The sequence below is a fragment of the Caballeronia sp. LjRoot29 genome (genome assembly GCF_964252755.1).
In the GTDB taxonomy this organism is placed as follows: Bacteria; Pseudomonadota; Gammaproteobacteria; order Burkholderiales; family Burkholderiaceae; genus Caballeronia.
In genome coordinates this window covers 36,373-51,348 of record NZ_CAXUPU020000042.1, presented here as the reverse complement: position 1 = coordinate 51,348, position 14,976 = coordinate 36,373, and the positions used below count along the sequence as shown (strand labels likewise).

The 14,976-nt window shown below is 59.0% G+C and carries 16 protein-coding genes and 2 pseudogenes; 5 read left to right on the top strand and 13 right to left on the bottom strand.

From position 1 onward, the window contains the following. The 3 genes and pseudogenes from ACSQ83_RS31235 to ACSQ83_RS31225 all read right to left on the bottom strand — a co-directional run bounded on the left by ACSQ83_RS31235 (window position 1) and on the right by ACSQ83_RS31225 (window position 2,475). Window positions 1-882, bottom strand: a complete 882-nt coding sequence (locus tag ACSQ83_RS31235; RefSeq protein WP_436230792.1) for a response regulator — start codon at window positions 880-882, stop codon at window positions 1-3. Window positions 883-1,125: 243 nt separating this feature from the next. Continuing rightward, window positions 1,126-1,389 (bottom strand): annotated as a pseudogene (locus ACSQ83_RS31230) (hypothetical protein); the annotation flags it as partial. Window positions 1,390-1,557: 168 nt separating this feature from the next. Further along, window positions 1,558-2,475, bottom strand: a complete 918-nt coding sequence (locus ACSQ83_RS31225; RefSeq protein WP_436230791.1) for an AraC family transcriptional regulator — start codon at window positions 2,473-2,475, stop codon at window positions 1,558-1,560. Window positions 2,476-2,578: 103 nt separating this feature from the next. Here ACSQ83_RS31225 and ACSQ83_RS31220 point away from each other — a divergent pair, with 103 nt between their 5' ends. Both ACSQ83_RS31220 and ACSQ83_RS31215 read left to right on the top strand, forming a co-directional pair. After that, entirely contained in the window at window positions 2,579-3,328 is a 750-nt protein-coding gene (locus tag ACSQ83_RS31220; protein WP_436230790.1) for an SDR family oxidoreductase, read from the top strand. A 60-nt stretch (window positions 3,329-3,388) separates the two neighbouring features. Beyond that, a complete protein-coding gene (locus tag ACSQ83_RS31215) occupies window positions 3,389-4,147 on the top strand; it encodes an SDR family oxidoreductase (protein ID WP_436230789.1) in 759 nt (252 codons plus the stop codon). A 28-nt stretch (window positions 4,148-4,175) separates the two neighbouring features. Here ACSQ83_RS31215 and ACSQ83_RS31210 read toward each other — a convergent pair whose 3' ends face one another. Further along, window positions 4,176-4,622, bottom strand: coding sequence for a TerB family tellurite resistance protein (locus tag ACSQ83_RS31210; RefSeq protein WP_436230788.1), 447 nt, complete (start codon window positions 4,620-4,622; stop codon window positions 4,176-4,178). Window positions 4,623-4,648: 26 nt separating this feature from the next. Continuing rightward, the gene (locus ACSQ83_RS31205) at window positions 4,649-4,834 is read right to left on the bottom strand and encodes a DUF3563 family protein (protein ID WP_414951811.1); all 186 of its coding nucleotides are present in this window, start codon (window positions 4,832-4,834) and stop codon (window positions 4,649-4,651) included. 320 nt (window positions 4,835-5,154) lie between these two features. Between ACSQ83_RS31205 and ACSQ83_RS31200 the strand changes: the two are divergent. Further along, window positions 5,155-5,304 (top strand): annotated as a pseudogene (locus tag ACSQ83_RS31200) (muconate cycloisomerase); the annotation flags it as partial. Between the two features lie 341 nt (window positions 5,305-5,645). Here the strand turns inward: ACSQ83_RS31200 and ACSQ83_RS31195 are convergent. From ACSQ83_RS31195 to ACSQ83_RS31160, 8 genes are all read right to left on the bottom strand, one after another. Further along, window positions 5,646-6,509: a cytochrome c oxidase assembly protein gene (locus ACSQ83_RS31195; RefSeq protein ID WP_414951812.1), complete on the bottom strand. Its 864-nt coding sequence runs from the start codon at window positions 6,507-6,509 to the stop codon at window positions 5,646-5,648. A gap of 215 nt (window positions 6,510-6,724) precedes the next feature. After that, window positions 6,725-7,336, bottom strand: a complete 612-nt coding sequence (locus ACSQ83_RS31190) for a hypothetical protein (protein WP_436230787.1) — start codon at window positions 7,334-7,336, stop codon at window positions 6,725-6,727. Between the two features lie 294 nt (window positions 7,337-7,630). Next, window positions 7,631-8,095, bottom strand: coding sequence for a hypothetical protein (locus ACSQ83_RS31185; RefSeq protein ID WP_414951814.1), 465 nt, complete (start codon window positions 8,093-8,095; stop codon window positions 7,631-7,633). Window positions 8,096-8,141: 46 nt separating this feature from the next. Beyond that, a complete protein-coding gene (locus ACSQ83_RS31180; RefSeq protein ID WP_414951815.1) occupies window positions 8,142-8,594 on the bottom strand; it encodes a zinc-finger-containing protein in 453 nt (150 codons plus the stop codon). Window positions 8,595-8,797: 203 nt separating this feature from the next. Beyond that, window positions 8,798-9,214, bottom strand: coding sequence for an organic hydroperoxide resistance protein (locus ACSQ83_RS31175; RefSeq protein ID WP_414951816.1), 417 nt, complete (start codon window positions 9,212-9,214; stop codon window positions 8,798-8,800). A gap of 42 nt (window positions 9,215-9,256) precedes the next feature. After that, window positions 9,257-9,544, bottom strand: coding sequence for a hypothetical protein (locus tag ACSQ83_RS31170; RefSeq protein ID WP_414967746.1), 288 nt, complete (start codon window positions 9,542-9,544; stop codon window positions 9,257-9,259). A gap of 73 nt (window positions 9,545-9,617) precedes the next feature. Continuing rightward, window positions 9,618-9,860 carry a DUF4148 domain-containing protein gene (locus ACSQ83_RS31165; RefSeq protein WP_436230786.1) on the bottom strand — a complete coding sequence of 81 codons (243 nt, stop codon included), beginning with the start codon at window positions 9,858-9,860 and terminating at the stop codon, window positions 9,618-9,620. A 345-nt stretch (window positions 9,861-10,205) separates the two neighbouring features. Continuing rightward, window positions 10,206-10,520, bottom strand: a complete 315-nt coding sequence (locus tag ACSQ83_RS31160) for a DUF4148 domain-containing protein (protein WP_436230785.1) — start codon at window positions 10,518-10,520, stop codon at window positions 10,206-10,208. A 512-nt stretch (window positions 10,521-11,032) separates the two neighbouring features. Here ACSQ83_RS31160 and xdhA point away from each other — a divergent pair. Both xdhA and xdhB read left to right on the top strand, forming a co-directional pair. After that, the gene (xdhA, locus tag ACSQ83_RS31155) at window positions 11,033-12,538 is read left to right on the top strand and encodes a xanthine dehydrogenase small subunit (protein WP_436230784.1); all 1,506 of its coding nucleotides are present in this window, start codon (window positions 11,033-11,035) and stop codon (window positions 12,536-12,538) included. Between the two features lie 27 nt (window positions 12,539-12,565). Continuing rightward, window positions 12,566-14,971: a xanthine dehydrogenase molybdopterin binding subunit gene (gene xdhB, locus ACSQ83_RS31150; protein WP_436230783.1), complete on the top strand. Its 2,406-nt coding sequence runs from the start codon at window positions 12,566-12,568 to the stop codon at window positions 14,969-14,971. Window positions 14,972-14,976 lie beyond the last annotated feature (5 nt).

The window sequence follows — 14,976 nt, the reverse complement described above, 5'->3', positions numbered from 1 at the left end:
CTACAACGAATGTTTCCTTCCGCCTGCCGTCTGCCAGTATTGAATGATGTCGTGAATTTCTGCTTCGATGTGTCGCACTGTATTAATGATGCTTTGAATGCGGGCTTGCAGGACAACACCCTTGAACGGTTTGGCGATGACATCCGCTGCGCCCAGGTCGAGAGCGCGCTGTTCAGCCTCGATGTCGGCCGCCGGCGCCATAAAAACGATAGGCACATGTTCGAGCGCGGTCTCGGCTTTAAGTGCCGCGAAAATCTCGAATCCGTTGTTCTGCGCGGAATGGTTGTCGAGAATAATAAGGGTCGGCGCATGACTACGCGCTTGCTGTAATGCTTCTTCGCGAGAGGCCGCAAAATATAAGGCGCCTACACTTTCCAGTGTTCGACGCATTTGCTGGATGGTGGCAAGATCATCTTCGATGATCAGCACGTTAGGCCTTGCCGGCGTCTCCGCCCATGTTCTTAGCTTGCCCGCTCGACAATCACGATCGATATCATTCACGATCTGCCTCACGCGGAGTTGAGCGCGCACGCGGGCTTTGAGTTGCGCGGCGACAAGCGGCTTCGTGACGTAATCGGCCGCACCCAGTCTCAGCGCATCGACTTCCAGCGCAGGCGCGTCATGGCTCGTTACGAAAATGACCGGGACGTGTGCCAGATTTGCGTCGGCCTTAATGATTTCGCATACGTCAAATCCAGTCATGCCCGGCATATCGGCATCGAGGAGAATGAGGTCGGGTGGCGATTCCTTTGCAAGCAGAATGGCAGCTTCACCTGAGGTGGCGAACTGTTGATCAGGGTAGGCGGCAAGCATTTGACTCATGATCCGAATCGTCATCGGATCGTCGTCTACTAAAAGAAGTCGCTCACTGTTTACTGACATTCGGTTCTTCCTCAGGATTTTTAATGTGTTTCGCCATGATGCGGCATTCCGATGCAATCTAATCGGGGGAACTGCGACGGTATTGGACCTTAAATCGAATCTTGAAGCGCATCGCTAAGCGGCCGTGAAAGTTGGAGCCTTGCCGCATTCTAATATATGGCGATCTGACGGTCTGTTGGTTAAGTGTGAAAGTCGATATGACTTTAGCCAGTTTGGCCGCCAGTATTTGTTAGCGTGAGCTGCTTAGGTCGGACTGTCTGCTGCCGGTTCGCAGCGTGCTTCGGATGCATGCGAGTCTGGATGAACGTGGTCTGCCTTCCTGAGCGCGGGAAATGCTGCCGTCCATATCGCTGCAACACATAGGGTTCCAACGCCACCTAAGACAACGCTTTCAACCGTCCCAAATAATGAAGCGGCGACGCCCGACTCGAATGCACCGAGTTCGGCTGACGCGCCGATGAACGGCATGTTGACCGCCGAGACGCGTCCGCGCATGGCATCAGGGGTCACGGCCATGGCGTGCAAACATGAAAAAGGGTGAGCCCAAGGAAAGCGTCAGCAGCTTCATCGGGATGAATTGCGCCATGCCAACGATACCGAGATAATCCGGAGTCCAGATAAATCAACATGGCGACAAAAAATAAATAAGCACTATTCGATTGCCATGCCCCTTGCTTACGTGTCTTCTATAACCGGCTGCTCCTCGCGCGCGTACTGTGAAGGCGGCCGCCCAACGTGCCGCGTGAAAGCGACGCTGAAGGTGCTGGCGGAGCTGTAGCCGACTCGCAGCGCAACGTCGGCGACGCGGCCTTCATTGCGGCGCAGCAGATCCTTGGCGAGCGCCATGCGCCACGTGAGCAAATATTCCATAGGCGCCATGCCGACCGCGTGATTGAAGCGTTCAAAGAAGGTCGAGCGCGATAGCGCGGCTTCTTTCGCGAGGTCAGCCACCGTCCACGCACGCGTAGGGTGTTCGTGCATCCCTCGGATTGCGGCCGCGAGGCGGTGATCGGACAGCCCGCGAACCAGGCCAGGCGACGCGCCTGTTTCCGCTGTGGACCGCAGCGCCTCGATGAGCAGCACTTCCAGCAGCCGTGACAGCACGACCTCGCGCGCAGGACGCTGCGCGCGCGATTCATCGCGTACAAGCTGGACGAGCGTGGCGAGCCGCTCTTCACCGCGGACATGCACGAATTGCGGCAGCAACGAGACCAGCAAGGCTGCATCAGGCGAACCGAAGCTGCAGTGGCCGACCATCATTCGCAGATCGACCGGGCCATCCGGTGTCCCAATTCTGAATTCATTGTTGCCAAGCGCGATGGGTGTAAGCGTCTGAACGCCGGGCGGCGGCGGTACGAGGCTGGTCGTGGTGATGTCGTAGGCTGCGGGAATCAGCACGAAATCCCCAGAGACGATTTCGATAGGTTCATGCCCGTCGATCGTCATGCGGCACCCGCCCTCGAGAACCACGTAATAGAGCGATTGACCGACATCCGAGCGGGTCACGCGCCAGGGGCTGGCGCCCAGAACCAGTTTGGAAAACCGGGCGCCCGGCTGCAACAGCGTCACGACTTCGGCTAAAGGATCGATCATTGCCGGACTCTCGCACATGAAATTCGGATTATCGATTGTAGCGAGTACGGTCGCGGCGGTCTATCGTGTGGACAGGCACAAACCACCCCACACAGGAACTCCCATGAAAACCGTTTTGATCACCGGCTGCTCTTCCGGATTTGGCCTTGAGATTGCCCGCTATTTTCTGACCCGCGACTGGCAAGTCATCGCCACAATGCGCACGCCGCGCGCCGACATCCTGCCGCCTTCGGAGCGCTTGCGCGTGCTGGCGCTCGACGTCACAAATCCGGAAAGCATCCGTCAGGCTGTCGAGGCAGCCGGTCCGATCGACGTCCTCGTCAACAACGCCGGCTTCGGCGCGGCGTCCCCTGCGGAACTGGTCCCGATTGCAACGGTGCGCGAAATTTTCGAGACCAATACCTTCGGCACGATCGCATTGACGCAGGCGGTGCTGCCCCAGTTCCGGCAGCGTAAAGCTGGCGTTGTCGTGAATGTCACGTCGAGCGTCACGCTGAGGGCGTTGCCTTTGATTGCGGCTTATCGGGCGAGCAAGGCTGCAGTTAACGCATTCACCGAGTCGATGGCGATGGAGCTCGAGCAGTTTGGCGTGCGAGCACATTTGGTGCTGCCGGGCCGTGCACCCGACACGCGGTTCGCAGAGAACGCCCACGCCCACATGCATGGTCTCGACAACGAGGCCTACGCGGAGACCGTCAAGGCTGTCTTCGCGCAGTTCCAGGACACCTCCGGCCCCGTCACCCATGCACAGGACGTGGCTGAAGCCGTGTGGCTCGCGGCAACGGATCCGTCGTCCCCAATGCGCATCCCGGCCGGCGCCGATGCCAAAGCGTGGGCGGCCGAAATTCGCTGAACGCACGGTATGGATTGAACATGGCGTAGATACGCCACACCTATCGAAAAGGAGATTGTTATGCACGACAAACCCGTTGCTCTCGTCACCGGGGCGAATCAAGGAATCGGTCTTCAAATAGCGAAGGAACTCGCTGCACGCGGCTTGACTGTGCTGGTCGGGTCGCGCAGCTTCGAACGCGGTGAAACTGCGGCCAGCGAAATTGGGTTGGACAGCGTCGCGCTTCAACTCGACGTGACGGATCAGGCTTCGATCGCATCGGCGGCGGAGCGAGTCCGAAACGAGTTTGGCCGCCTTGATGTCCTCATCCAGAATGCGGCTATTTCGAATACGAAAAAGCAGCCCGGTCAGTCGGTCGAGGAGTACGCAAAGACGACGCGCCCAAGCAACGTGGCCCTCGATGAAATGCGCGCGGTGTGGGACACCAATGTGTTCGGTGTGCTTGCTGTGTACCAGGCCATGTTGCCGCTTTTACGCGCGACGCCGGGTGCGCGCATCGTCAACGTGTCGAGCGGCGTTGGATCGTTGACGACGAACCTGGACCCGGCCTTCCCGTACCGCGGGATTTTCGGCCCCGTCTACCCGGCATCCAAGACGGCGCTTAACGCGTTGACGGTCGCAATGGCCATCGAACTCGAGCCGGAAGGGATCAAGGTCAATGCCGTCTCCCCGGGTTACACCAAGACTGCGCTCAACGGATATTCGGGCACCGAGACCGTCGAGGAAGGCGCGCGCGAGGCGGTGCGCGTTGCGATGCTCGGCCCGGACAGCCCCACAGGAACGTTCACGCGCTGGGAAGGGCGAACGATACCGTGGTGACTTAAGTCCGTTGACGCGTAGCGTGAACTCACTTGCGATGCACTCGCGCGAGCCTGATCACCTCGCGTGGGCGCACCCAATCCACATGCTCCGGCAATTCCCATGCAGCACGCAACTGGCGAAGAAAACGGGCTTCTCCCTCCGAGATATGCTTGTCCGCATGAATGGCTTCCTTGCAGAGCCAGATGATGTCGCGCTGCATTTGCGGGTCCTGCGCATCGGCCGCGAGTTGCGTGACGACGGCGGAGTCGAGCCTGCACGCGTCGGCCCAATTCAGGTAGGCGGCCGACGTCAGGTCTTCGCACAGCGTCTGCACGACGGCCAGAAATTGATGCGGGCGCAATGACAATCGCTGTTCGATGCCGTGGCGATCGAGCACGTCGAGCTCTTCATTCCCTATGTGTCCATCCGATAGTAAGCAGGCCGCGACGATGCGCGCTGCGGCTTCAGGGCTGTCGCATTGATAGTGACGCATATCGATTCTCCTTGTCTGTTGATTGTTCACAGTTCGCGGTCGCGCGGCACGGTGCTCGAATGCAGACTGAACGGATAACCGCCGCGGTCGAGATGACGCATGCGGCGTTCGAGATCCTCGAGATCGGACGAGGATGCCAGATACTCTTCGCGCTGGTCATAGTGAGAAGGTGAGAACAACGACCCCAGTTGTTTGGACAGTGCGGCAAACATGATGTGCTCCTTGAGTGGTGCGACGCATGTCGGGCCGGCGGTCCGCATCGTCGCTTCAATCCGATGCGTGCCAAACGCGTTTTTCGCATCTGAATGAGGGTTCGAACTTGAACCTGTGCATCGACGAACGAATCGTAGGCGCGGTGAATTAGCTGGGAATGAGAGTCGCGTGCAGCACTCCAAAATGAATCACGTGGTATGGCACTGAGTTAGTTTTATGTATCTGTTGAAAGAATGGTCTCTTCATACCGGCAAGGTATGAAGTAGTCGGAAGCGGTGTTGGACTTGCCGGAACGTTTGTTCCTACCATGTGTGCTCACTTGGCCTGCGTGCCGATCATGGCCGACGAAACACTGCATGGCGCCACCAATGCAATCGCTTTTAGCAAGCAACCATTGCGCCGATGTTTTCGCCGTCAAGATTGCCGGTCCGGTGGACGGACGGGCGCGGCGAGTGTTGCATCAATCGCGCTTCGCATCTGCCACAAGGTCCGAGCGTGGGCATCACGCTCGGACGGGAACGAGTCGAGCGACTGCAGCGCTGAAGCGTAGTGATCCGAATTAATGATCCGAAGCAATGATCCGAAATAATCTGCATTAACCTGAACCTATCTCACGACGGGCTTGTGCCCGAGCTTGAAAAGGCTGAAGCGGCGGAAGAGTTCAGTTCGTGCTGATCGATTTCGACTTTACGCTTTTCAAGCAACGCGATGATGTGAAGAGCACGGAGGTTGAACGCGTGCGCGCGGGAGCCTGATAGTCGCGAAGGCGACGTGAAGATCGTTCGAGAGAGGTCCGGACCAGCAGACCTCTCAATTCCCCAGCGCCGGTTTTGCTCGCCGTTTTGCAGGCCTCTGTTTGCGTGGCACGCGTGAAGGAAGTTCGGATAAACGCATCAGATGGCGCAAGGCCATCATGGCGCCGATCGCCTCAAGGACGCCGGCCGGTACCCACATGATGAGTCCGCCCAGACTCTGGTCGAGCGTCGCCGGAACTGACGTGAACGCGCGGCCGCAAAGTGAAAAAATCGGATAGAGGTCATGCGTCGAGAAGGTGATGATCGCGCCGACAAGAATTTGCGGGGTCATGGTGATGACCGGCGACAGCACTCGCAAGCCGGGCCGGGTACGGCTCGGCGGATGTGGCCGATGATCGAGCAGCATCCACCAATACAGCAGTCCGCTCACCGCGACCGACCAGTTCATGAACGTGTAGATGCGCCAGTCGAGCATGGCGACGAACTGTACAGATGGAATCAGCCAGAAGACGACGGAGATGACAAACGCCGCCGATATGAACGTTGGATTCAGTACGACAGCCGCAAGCACACGCGCTGGCCTGCGGTATTGCCAACGCCGCAGCGCACTGCGCCAACGCAACGGCAGGCCGGCACGCAGCACGCTGCCTGGATAAGACGCCATCAGGATCAGCGGCGCAAGATGATGCAGCACCAGATGCTGGAGCCGATGCACGAAGAATTCATGCTCGGCGTAATAGTCGAGGCGTGTGTGAAGCGCTATGTAGAAGAATGCGAGCCCCACCCAAAACGCAATTCGCCGCGCCATGCTGATACGAACGAGGCGTGATCCTCGCACATACAGTAAGGCTGTAATGACGAACACTGCCACGAGCCCGAAAGAAGGTTCCCATGGGACGAGCAGGTTGAGCAGAGACATGAAAGGCCGGCGTAGGTAATGGGGTCTTAAAGCAGCGATTTGAAGCAGAGACTTCGTGCAGGGGATTGACGCGCCCGCATCGTCGCCTTGGCGATCCGCATGTTAGCAGGTGCGTGCAAGGCTTGCTTTCGTCAGGAACGTCGAAGAAAACCGTAAGGTGCCCAGTTGCTGGGTGAGGTAAGCGCCGCTAGCCGACACTAAAGGCGACCGTAGACTTACGCAGGGCCACCCACAGCGAGTCCCCGTGTTCTGCTTCCAGAACGCTGTGGACTTGGAGTCACGTGTGATGGAGTGGGGACTCTTTCAATGCGGGCTCTTTGGCGCTGCTCCCAGGCGATGTATCGGCTGAGTGCTGCGTCGAATTCGATCAGATAGTCGTGATCCTTGATCGCGCCCAATTCGTTTTCTTCGCGTAGGTCAACCGCCATCAGCCAGGCCCGTCGCCCGAATTCAGCGCAATGTCCTTTAATGGTTGCGGCGAACTCGTCAACATTCGAGCATCGATCGTTCGACTGAATCCGCTCGGCGTTATGCGTTTGATCGGCGCTGAAGGCCCGAAGATACGATGCCTTTCCGGCGTCGATGTCACGCCATTGAATGTCATCGGGAAATGCAAAGGGCGGTATTTCTATGTCGCCTAACTGTACGTGCCGCTGCTCCGACAAGTCCCTGCGTTCCGCTCGATCGATTGTCATCTGACAGCGGTGAGCAAACTCTTCGAGGGTGATGGCCGCGGTCAATGCAGTATGGCGACCGGCGTGAATACGCTCGGTGGCGCTGCGTGCCGAGTTGCGCTTGCGGGCAACCGCATTGCAGGTCACGTTCACGACTGCGCTGAAAACTCCAGCGCCTAAGGCGACGGCTAACCAAGGCGGCATAGTGCTCTCGCTAGATTTGACCGGTGCGTCTCCGGCCGATCTTCACAGACGCCAATCCACAACGACATGACTTCGTGCGTGCGGTGCAAGTCCGGTCACATCGGAATCAGCGTGGTCAATTTAATCATTTAGATATGACCGATGTCACTTTATTTCACGAAGGACGCACGCAGTGTTGTGAAGATTTGACACAGTGAAAACCCGCTCCTGCAGACACGATAAATGACTCACCGGCTGTCCCGTTCACGCCCTTTTTAATCGCGGCACGGGGTCCGCTTCGCCAGCTTTCAGGCGCTCGAGGCGCTCGCTTGCTGCGGCGAGTACGCCCAGCGGAGCGTTGTGGAGTTGCGCATCGTGTACGCACACGATGCTGGCAAGTTGCTCGCAACTCGCATCGTCCAGTTTCCAGACACCCGTGACCTGGCCTTGCGCGAACGCCGCGTTGAGCGCTGTCTCGCTCTGAAGCCACGCTTCGCGTGAGATTTGTCCATAGCCTGCCTCGACGACGCACGCCGTCAGGATCAGGATTTCTGCAAGGGACTGCGTCCCCGCCATCCATCCATTACCGTCACGCAGCGCCTGCAGTGCGCAATGAGCATGCAACGAGAGTGTGTCCGCCTCCATCCTGGGCATCGGGAGAAGCAGCATTTTGGACAGGCGGACTCGCGTTGCTTGTGCGCTGCGGTTAAACGGTAGGGTACGGGCCATGGAGTCGTCGGGGAGAGTTGTCCTCAGGTTAACGTACAGGTCGCGGTTATTCTGAAGGGGTAGCAGCTCTGCGATTTTGTTCGAATTGTTCAATTACATGCACCGCCGCCTTGCATTGCTCCAGATCCAGCAAATTGATGTTGCAAGCTTTCGGTTCGATCTTGAGTTCCCCGGCCAGCCACTTATAGCCCTTCGATCTTGCCTCGAAGATGCTTACGCCGTCGCGCCTGGCCTTTGTTTCAGCCATGGGTTCCAGCGCAGCGTGGAGTTTTGCTTTCCATTCCCGCAATTCGGCGTTCGCGAGCCGGCCGAGAGGAAGGTTGCGGGTACTGCGTGAAAATATGCCTATCCAAGCCTCACACAGCGCGCACAGCCACAGCGGGCCGTGCCCGTCCTGATACGGGTAAGCGGCCTCTCCGGGCCGCACAAGCGTTGCCTTTGCACCGCAATAGTCGCAATTTGGATGAGGCAGGGCTTGAACGGGACGGCCGACTCGCATGACGTAAGGTTGCCAGAGAAAACCCGGAATATAGCAAAAGCCATGTGTTCAGTGGTTTGGCGGGCTCCGGGAGTGTCGTTCCCGTGGATTTTCACCGGTTCTTGCGATCGGCAAGAGACGCGGTTGGTGCAGTGCCATGAAGTGCTTTGCGGCATCGAACCGCCTCAACAGCAGAAGCGATACCGCAAGCCACCGCGTCTGGCTCAGGCAACCGTGATGACGATGTCGATGTTGCCGCTTAAAGCCTTGGAATAGGGACAGGTCTGGTGCGCAGCGTCCGCGAGAGATCGGGCGACTTCACGGTTCAGGCCGGGAAGGCTAACACTCAGGCGTGCTTGCAGGAAATAAGCGCCCGCAGTCGTGCCCAGGTCCACTTCGGCGTCGACTGCCGTGTCGGCGGGTAAAGCAATCTTCAGTTTGGCAGCCGCGAGCCCCATTGCACCGATAAAGCAGGCAGACCAGCCTGCGGCGAGCAGTTGCTCGGGATTCGTGCCGCCGCCTTTGCTGCCAGGAGCGGAAAGGGAGATATCCAGACGACCGTCATCGCTGTGGGACGCGCCGTCGCGGCCACCTGTCGTGTGGGTCTTGCCGGTATAAAGTACTTTTTCAAGCTGTGCCATCGTTGACTCCTTGTTTGCTTACGTTGCGTTCGGAAAGGTCGTTCAGTGATGCAAATAGGGCGAGCGGGTATCGTCTGTCAGCCTGCGAACGCCCGATTGCGAACGGGTTTCGCTTACGCCGCCAAACGACTGGGCGGCCGTGTTCACGTCGGCTTCTGCGCTGGCGAGTTCCGCGTGGATCGTCTGAGCACTTTGACCGCGTTGCGACGTGGGTGCGCCCACGATCGGGTTGTAGTGAGGCGCCGGGTCGTAGCCGCTGCTGGCAAACACGGGGGCGGCGATCGCCGCGCTGATCGCGTTAAGTGCCGCGCCGATGAAATGTTTGTTCATGATGAAAGTTCCGGTAGGAACAAAGCTTTAGATAGGGTGTACTAACTGAATTTTCTCGATGACGAATGCCTGGTTACATGCCTCCGCGATACAGCGTGCGGTTAAGGTAAGCGGCCTGTCCGTCGCGTTGCGCTTGAACCAGTTCCTGACGAACTTCCGCGCGGGTCTTGGGAGCAATGCTGTTGCGCGCCGGCGACCATTGCGGTGTCTGGACGCTGCTGGCCGTATCGCTGGCCAAGCTGACTGTGCCGGCTGCATGAGCCAAACCTGAGACTGCGCTTGCAACAAAAGCCAAAATAATCATTGAGCGTTTCATATCATTCTCCTGAGAGGGTTTGATCAGTACCGGTGAATCCGGCGTTGATGCATTAGAACGCCGGCAGGTATCGAGTTTGTGTCGGGAAAACCGGGAAAATCCACGGTTTTGTATCGATGAAATGCCTGGATACGATGAGATACAAATTCGTGATGTGACGCATGACGAGGAGGGCTCGCACGGCATGACCGCTTCCGAGCGCTCGAGAATGTCCCGCGGTTGAACAAGACAACACACGTACAAACAGGGCCTTAGCCATCGGAGTTCGCACTCCGATGGCTAAGGCCCTGCTGATTTCTTTACTGCGAAATCGCGTTCACGCGGCGCCGTTAAAGACGGAATCTTTTAAGGGCGTGCGTAGATCGAGCTCAAGCCGATCACATCTGACTCCGTCGCGCGGGAACCTGCCGCAGCCGTGCCGCTGGTCGACGAGCCGTGCGATTTTGCTGACACGCCGTTCGCGGCGTTGACGCGCGCTTGCGCCGCTTGAATGTTCTGCGGATATTGCGTCTGGTCGCTCGCCGGGTTATAGCCGGCTTTTTCCAGTTGGACCAGTTGGGCACGCACATCGGCTCGGGTAAGGGTTTCGTTCGATTGAGCGAACGAGACGGCCGGGATGGCAACAACAGCGGCAAGGATCAGCGATTGGACGAGTTTCATGATGTCTACCTCTTGAAAGTGGGTTTCCGCAAACACCGGTTTGCGCGTTGAGTGGTTAAAGCTGAATCGAGTCGGACTGGCTTGGGACTGGATTCGAATGCGCCGTGATGCAGGGCTGGCGTGAATGAATTAGACCGCCCCGACGTATCTGGCTTGTGTCCGGCAGGCACCTCAGGCGAAACGTTGTGTGTCCCTGCGCCCCGCAGATACATTGCGATACAAACAATCAGGTTCTTTAGCGAGTTCGCGGTCGTAAATAAGGCTGCAGTGAGGCGCGCGGACATACCCCCAGCCCCACATCCCGTGACTTATCGCCGCAGCGATATGACGTGCATATCTCCCCTGCTATGGGTTCTGAATATTGACGGTGATACTTTGCGAACCGTCACTGTGGCGGCGCTCAGCCCGGCCGAAAAAGCGCAGAACGATGCTTCGACGCCACCACAGCAACGCTAAAAAGACGCGACGACAGCCCTAAAAGCAGCAGCGCAAACCAACGCGAGCAACGAGACATGAGCCAGCCCATCCGCTTCTACCACCGCAACGCGATCCGCGAGGTCAGCGACGCAGCCGTGACCCGCACCGTCCTCCAGTACCTGCGCGAAGACGCGCTCTGCACCGGCACGAAAGAGGGCTGCGCCGAAGGCGATTGCGGCGCGTGCACGGTCGTTCTGGGCGAACGCGACGAAGCGGGCGGGGTCAAGTTCAAGACGGTCAACGCGTGCATCCAGTTCCTGCCAACGCTCGACGGCAAAGCGTTATTCACCGTCGAAGACTTACGCCAGCCCGACGGTTCGCTGCATCCGGTGCAGGAAGCGATGGTCGAATGCCACGGCTCGCAGTGCGGCTTCTGCACGCCGGGCTTCGTGATGTCGATGTGGTCCTTGTACGAAAAGCACGGGCACGAACACGCATGCGCGAACAAGACCGTTCCGTCACGCGCCGATATCTCCGACGCGTTGACCGGTAATCTGTGCCGCTGCACCGGCTACCGGCCGATCGTTGACGCGGCGGAGCGGATGTTCGAAATCCCCGCGCCAAAAGCCCCGGTCGATATCGCCGCGCTGTCCCGCACGCTCGCCACGCTCGAACGCGAAGACACATTCCACTACGAACATGGGGGCCAGCGCTTCGATGCACCGCGCACCGTGGAAGAACTTGCGCTGATCAAGGCGGCCAAGCCATCGACGCGCATTCTGTCCGGCAGCACCGACATCGGCCTGTGGGTCACGAAGCTGATGCGCGATCTTGGCGACATCGTCTATGTCGGGCGAATCGACGCATTGCAGAAGATCGAAACGTCGAGCGACTGGATTGAAATTGGCGCGGGCGTCACGGTCGAACGAGCTTACGAAGAACTCGCCAAGCACTATCCCGAGCTGAAGGAAATGTGGAAGCGCTTTGCGTCGCTGCCAATTCGCAATGCCGGCACGCTTGGCGGCAACATCGCGAACGGTTCGCCGATTGGCGACTCCATGCCCGGACTGATCGCGCTCGGCGCGCACGTGATCGTTCGCGGCAATGATATCGAGCGCGTCATGCCGCTCGAAGACCTCTACCTCGCGTATCAGAAGAAGGACATGGCCGAGCACGAGTTTGTCCTCGGCTTGAAAGTGCCCACGCGGACCGGCGTGCGCGCAAACCTGAAGTTCCGCACCTACAAGTTATCGAAGCGTTTCGACTCGGATATCTCGGCAGTGTGCGCGGCGCTTTCGTTTATCGCCGATGGCGACGTGATACGTGACCCGCGCATCGCGTTCGGCGGAATGGCCGCAACACCCAAGCGCGCGACCCACGTGGAAGACGTGCTGCGCGACGCCGACTGGCACGAAGCCACTGCGCAGGCCGCGATGCTCGCGCTCGCGAAAGACTACGCGCCGTTGTCCGATATGCGCGCGTCGAGCGACTATCGGCTCGAAGCCGCGAAGAACACGTTGCATCGATTCTGGCTTGAGACACGCCCAAATAATCCGTTGCCGAAAGCGGCGCTCGATGTACGCGCAGTGACTGCTTCCTGAACTTCAACGGACACGGAGAACAACAGAATGAATCAGCAAGCTGAACCGTTCCTGAGGGACATGAAGGAAGCCAAAGATCTCCTTGAAGCTGACTTCACGCAGGTCCACGTTTCGCGTCCGCACGAATCGGCGCATCTGCATGTCAGCGGCCGCGCGAGTTACACCGACGACATTCCGGTGGTCGCCGGCACGCTGCACGCGGCGCTCGGAATGTCCGCGAAGGCGCACGCAAAAATTGTATCGATGTCATTTGACGCCGTGCGGGCAACGCCTGGCGTTGTCGCTGTCTTCACGGCCGCTGATATCCCCGGCGTGAACGATGTCGGCCCGATCATTCACGGTGATGACCCGATCCTCGCCGATGGCATCGTGCAGTTCGTCGGTCAGCCGATGTTCATTGTCGTCGCGATGTCCCACGACATTGCCCGCCGCGCCGCGCGCCGGGCCGAGGTCGTGTATGAAGAGTTGCCTGCAATCCTGACACCGCAACAGGCGCGCGCCGCTAACTCGCACGTGCTCCCGCCAATGAAGCTCGCGCGCGGCGACGCCGGCGCGAAGATCGCGTGGGCCGCCCATCGCGAAACGGGCGAAATGCTGCTCGGCGGCCAGGAACAGTTCTACCTCGAAGGTCAGATTTCTTACGCCGTGCCGAAAGACGACGACGGCATGCACGTGTGGTGCTCGACGCAGCATCCGTCGGAAATGCAGCACATGGTCGCCCATATGCTCAACCTGGCGTCGCATAACGTGCTGGTCGAATGCAGGCGGATGGGCGGGGGCTTCGGCGGCAAGGAGTCGCAATCGGGACTGTTCGCGTGTTGCGCGGCGCTCGCTGCATGGAAGCTGCTGTGTCCCGTGAAGCTGCGTCCGGATCGCGACGACGACATGATGATCACCGGCAAGCGGCACGATTTTCACTACACGTACGAAGTGGGTTATGACGACACCGGACTGATCGATGGCGTGACCGTCGACATGACGTCGCGCTGCGGTTTTTCGGCTGATCTTTCGGGCCCTGTGATGACCCGCGCGCTGTGCCATTTCGACAATGCGTACTGGCTGCCGCACGTTTCTATCGATGGATTCTGCGGCAAGACCAATACGCAGTCGAACACGGCGTTTCGCGGCTTTGGCGGACCGCAGGGCGCGTTCGCGATCGAATACATCATGGATAACGTCGCGCGTTCGGTAGGGCTCGATTCGCTCGATGTACGCCGCCGGAATTTGTACGGCAAGACCGAGCAGAACGTCACGCCATACGGACAGGCGGTTGAAGACAACGTGATTCACGAACTGCTCGACGAGCTCGAAGCGACCAGCAATTACCGCGCTCGTCGCGAGGCTGTGCGCGAATTCAATGCGAACAACGATGTGCTTAAAAAGGGACTCGCACTGACGCCGGTGAAATTCGGCATTGCGTTCAATGTGACTCACTTTAACCAGGCCGGCGCGCTGGTGCATATCTATACCGACGGCTCGGTGCTCGTGAATCATGGCGGCACGGAGATGGGGCAGGGGCTAAACACGAAGGTCGCGCAGGTCGTCGCGCACGAGCTCGGCATTCGTTTTAACCGCGTGCGCGTGACGGCGACCGACACGAGCAAAGTCGCGAACACATCGGCGACCGCGGCGTCGACCGGCAGCGATCTGAACGGCAAGGCCGCGCAAGATGCTGCGCGTCAATTGCGCGAACGGCTTGCCGCGCTTGCTGCCGAGCACTATGGCGCGGGCGAAGTCGACGCGCGCGACGTACGGTTCATCGACGACCGGATTGTGGTCGGTGACAAGGCAATTCCTTTCGATGAAGTGATCATGCAGGCGTACCGCGCGCGGGTGCAGTTATGGTCCGATGGTTTCTACAAGACTCCTAAGCTTTACTGGGATCAGGGAAAGATGCAGGGACGGCCGTTCTCTTACTACTCCTATGGCGCAGCAGTTTCCGAAGTCGTGATCGACACGCTGACCGGTGAGATGCGTGTGCTGCGTGCCGATGCGTTGCACGACGTGGGCGCGTCGCTCAATCCGGCTTTGGATGTGGGACAGGTCGAAGGCGGTTTCATCCAGGGCATGGGTTGGCTGACGACCGAGGAATTGTGGTGGAACGCGGGCGGCAAGCTGATGACCCACGCGCCGTCCACGTACAAGATCCCGACCGTCAACGATTGCCCGCCCGTATTCGACGTCCGGCTGTTCAAGAACCGCAATGCGGAGGACAGCATCCACCGGTCGAAGGCTGTTGGCGAACCGCCCTTGCTGCTGCCGTTTTCAGTGTTCTTTGCGATCCGCGACGCAGTGGCGAGTGTCGGCAATAACACGGTGAATCCGCCGCTGAACGCGCCCGCGACGAGCGAGGAAATCTTGAAGGCCGTGAATGCGGTTCGCGCGGCAGTAGCTGCCGCTACTGCCGTTGCTGCGCCCTCAGCCGCTTATTGATTCGA

Coding starts and splice junctions, on each gene's coding strand:
- ACSQ83_RS31235 (WP_436230792.1), bottom strand. CDS start 882: ATGTCAGTAAACAGTGAGCGACTTCTTTTAGTAGACGACGATCCGATG.
- ACSQ83_RS31225 (WP_436230791.1), bottom strand. CDS start 2,475: ATGATCGATCCTTTAGCCGAAGTCGTGACGCTGTTGCAGCCGGGCGCC.
- ACSQ83_RS31220 (WP_436230790.1), top strand. CDS start 2,579: ATGAAAACCGTTTTGATCACCGGCTGCTCTTCCGGATTTGGCCTTGAG.
- ACSQ83_RS31215 (WP_436230789.1), top strand. CDS start 3,389: ATGCACGACAAACCCGTTGCTCTCGTCACCGGGGCGAATCAAGGAATC.
- ACSQ83_RS31210 (WP_436230788.1), bottom strand. CDS start 4,622: ATGCGTCACTATCAATGCGACAGCCCTGAAGCCGCAGCGCGCATCGTC.
- ACSQ83_RS31205 (WP_414951811.1), bottom strand. CDS start 4,834: ATGTTTGCCGCACTGTCCAAACAACTGGGGTCGTTGTTCTCACCTTCT.
- ACSQ83_RS31195 (WP_414951812.1), bottom strand. CDS start 6,509: ATGTCTCTGCTCAACCTGCTCGTCCCATGGGAACCTTCTTTCGGGCTC.
- ACSQ83_RS31185 (WP_414951814.1), bottom strand. CDS start 8,095: ATGGCCCGTACCCTACCGTTTAACCGCAGCGCACAAGCAACGCGAGTC.
- ACSQ83_RS31180 (WP_414951815.1), bottom strand. CDS start 8,594: ATGCGAGTCGGCCGTCCCGTTCAAGCCCTGCCTCATCCAAATTGCGAC.
- ACSQ83_RS31175 (WP_414951816.1), bottom strand. CDS start 9,214: ATGGCACAGCTTGAAAAAGTACTTTATACCGGCAAGACCCACACGACA.
- ACSQ83_RS31170 (WP_414967746.1), bottom strand. CDS start 9,544: ATGAACAAACATTTCATCGGCGCGGCACTTAACGCGATCAGCGCGGCG.
- ACSQ83_RS31165 (WP_436230786.1), bottom strand. CDS start 9,860: ATGAAACGCTCAATGATTATTTTGGCTTTTGTTGCAAGCGCAGTCTCA.
- ACSQ83_RS31160 (WP_436230785.1), bottom strand. CDS start 10,520: ATGAAACTCGTCCAATCGCTGATCCTTGCCGCTGTTGTTGCCATCCCG.
- xdhA (WP_436230784.1), top strand. CDS start 11,033: ATGAGCCAGCCCATCCGCTTCTACCACCGCAACGCGATCCGCGAGGTC.
- xdhB (WP_436230783.1), top strand. CDS start 12,566: ATGAATCAGCAAGCTGAACCGTTCCTGAGGGACATGAAGGAAGCCAAA.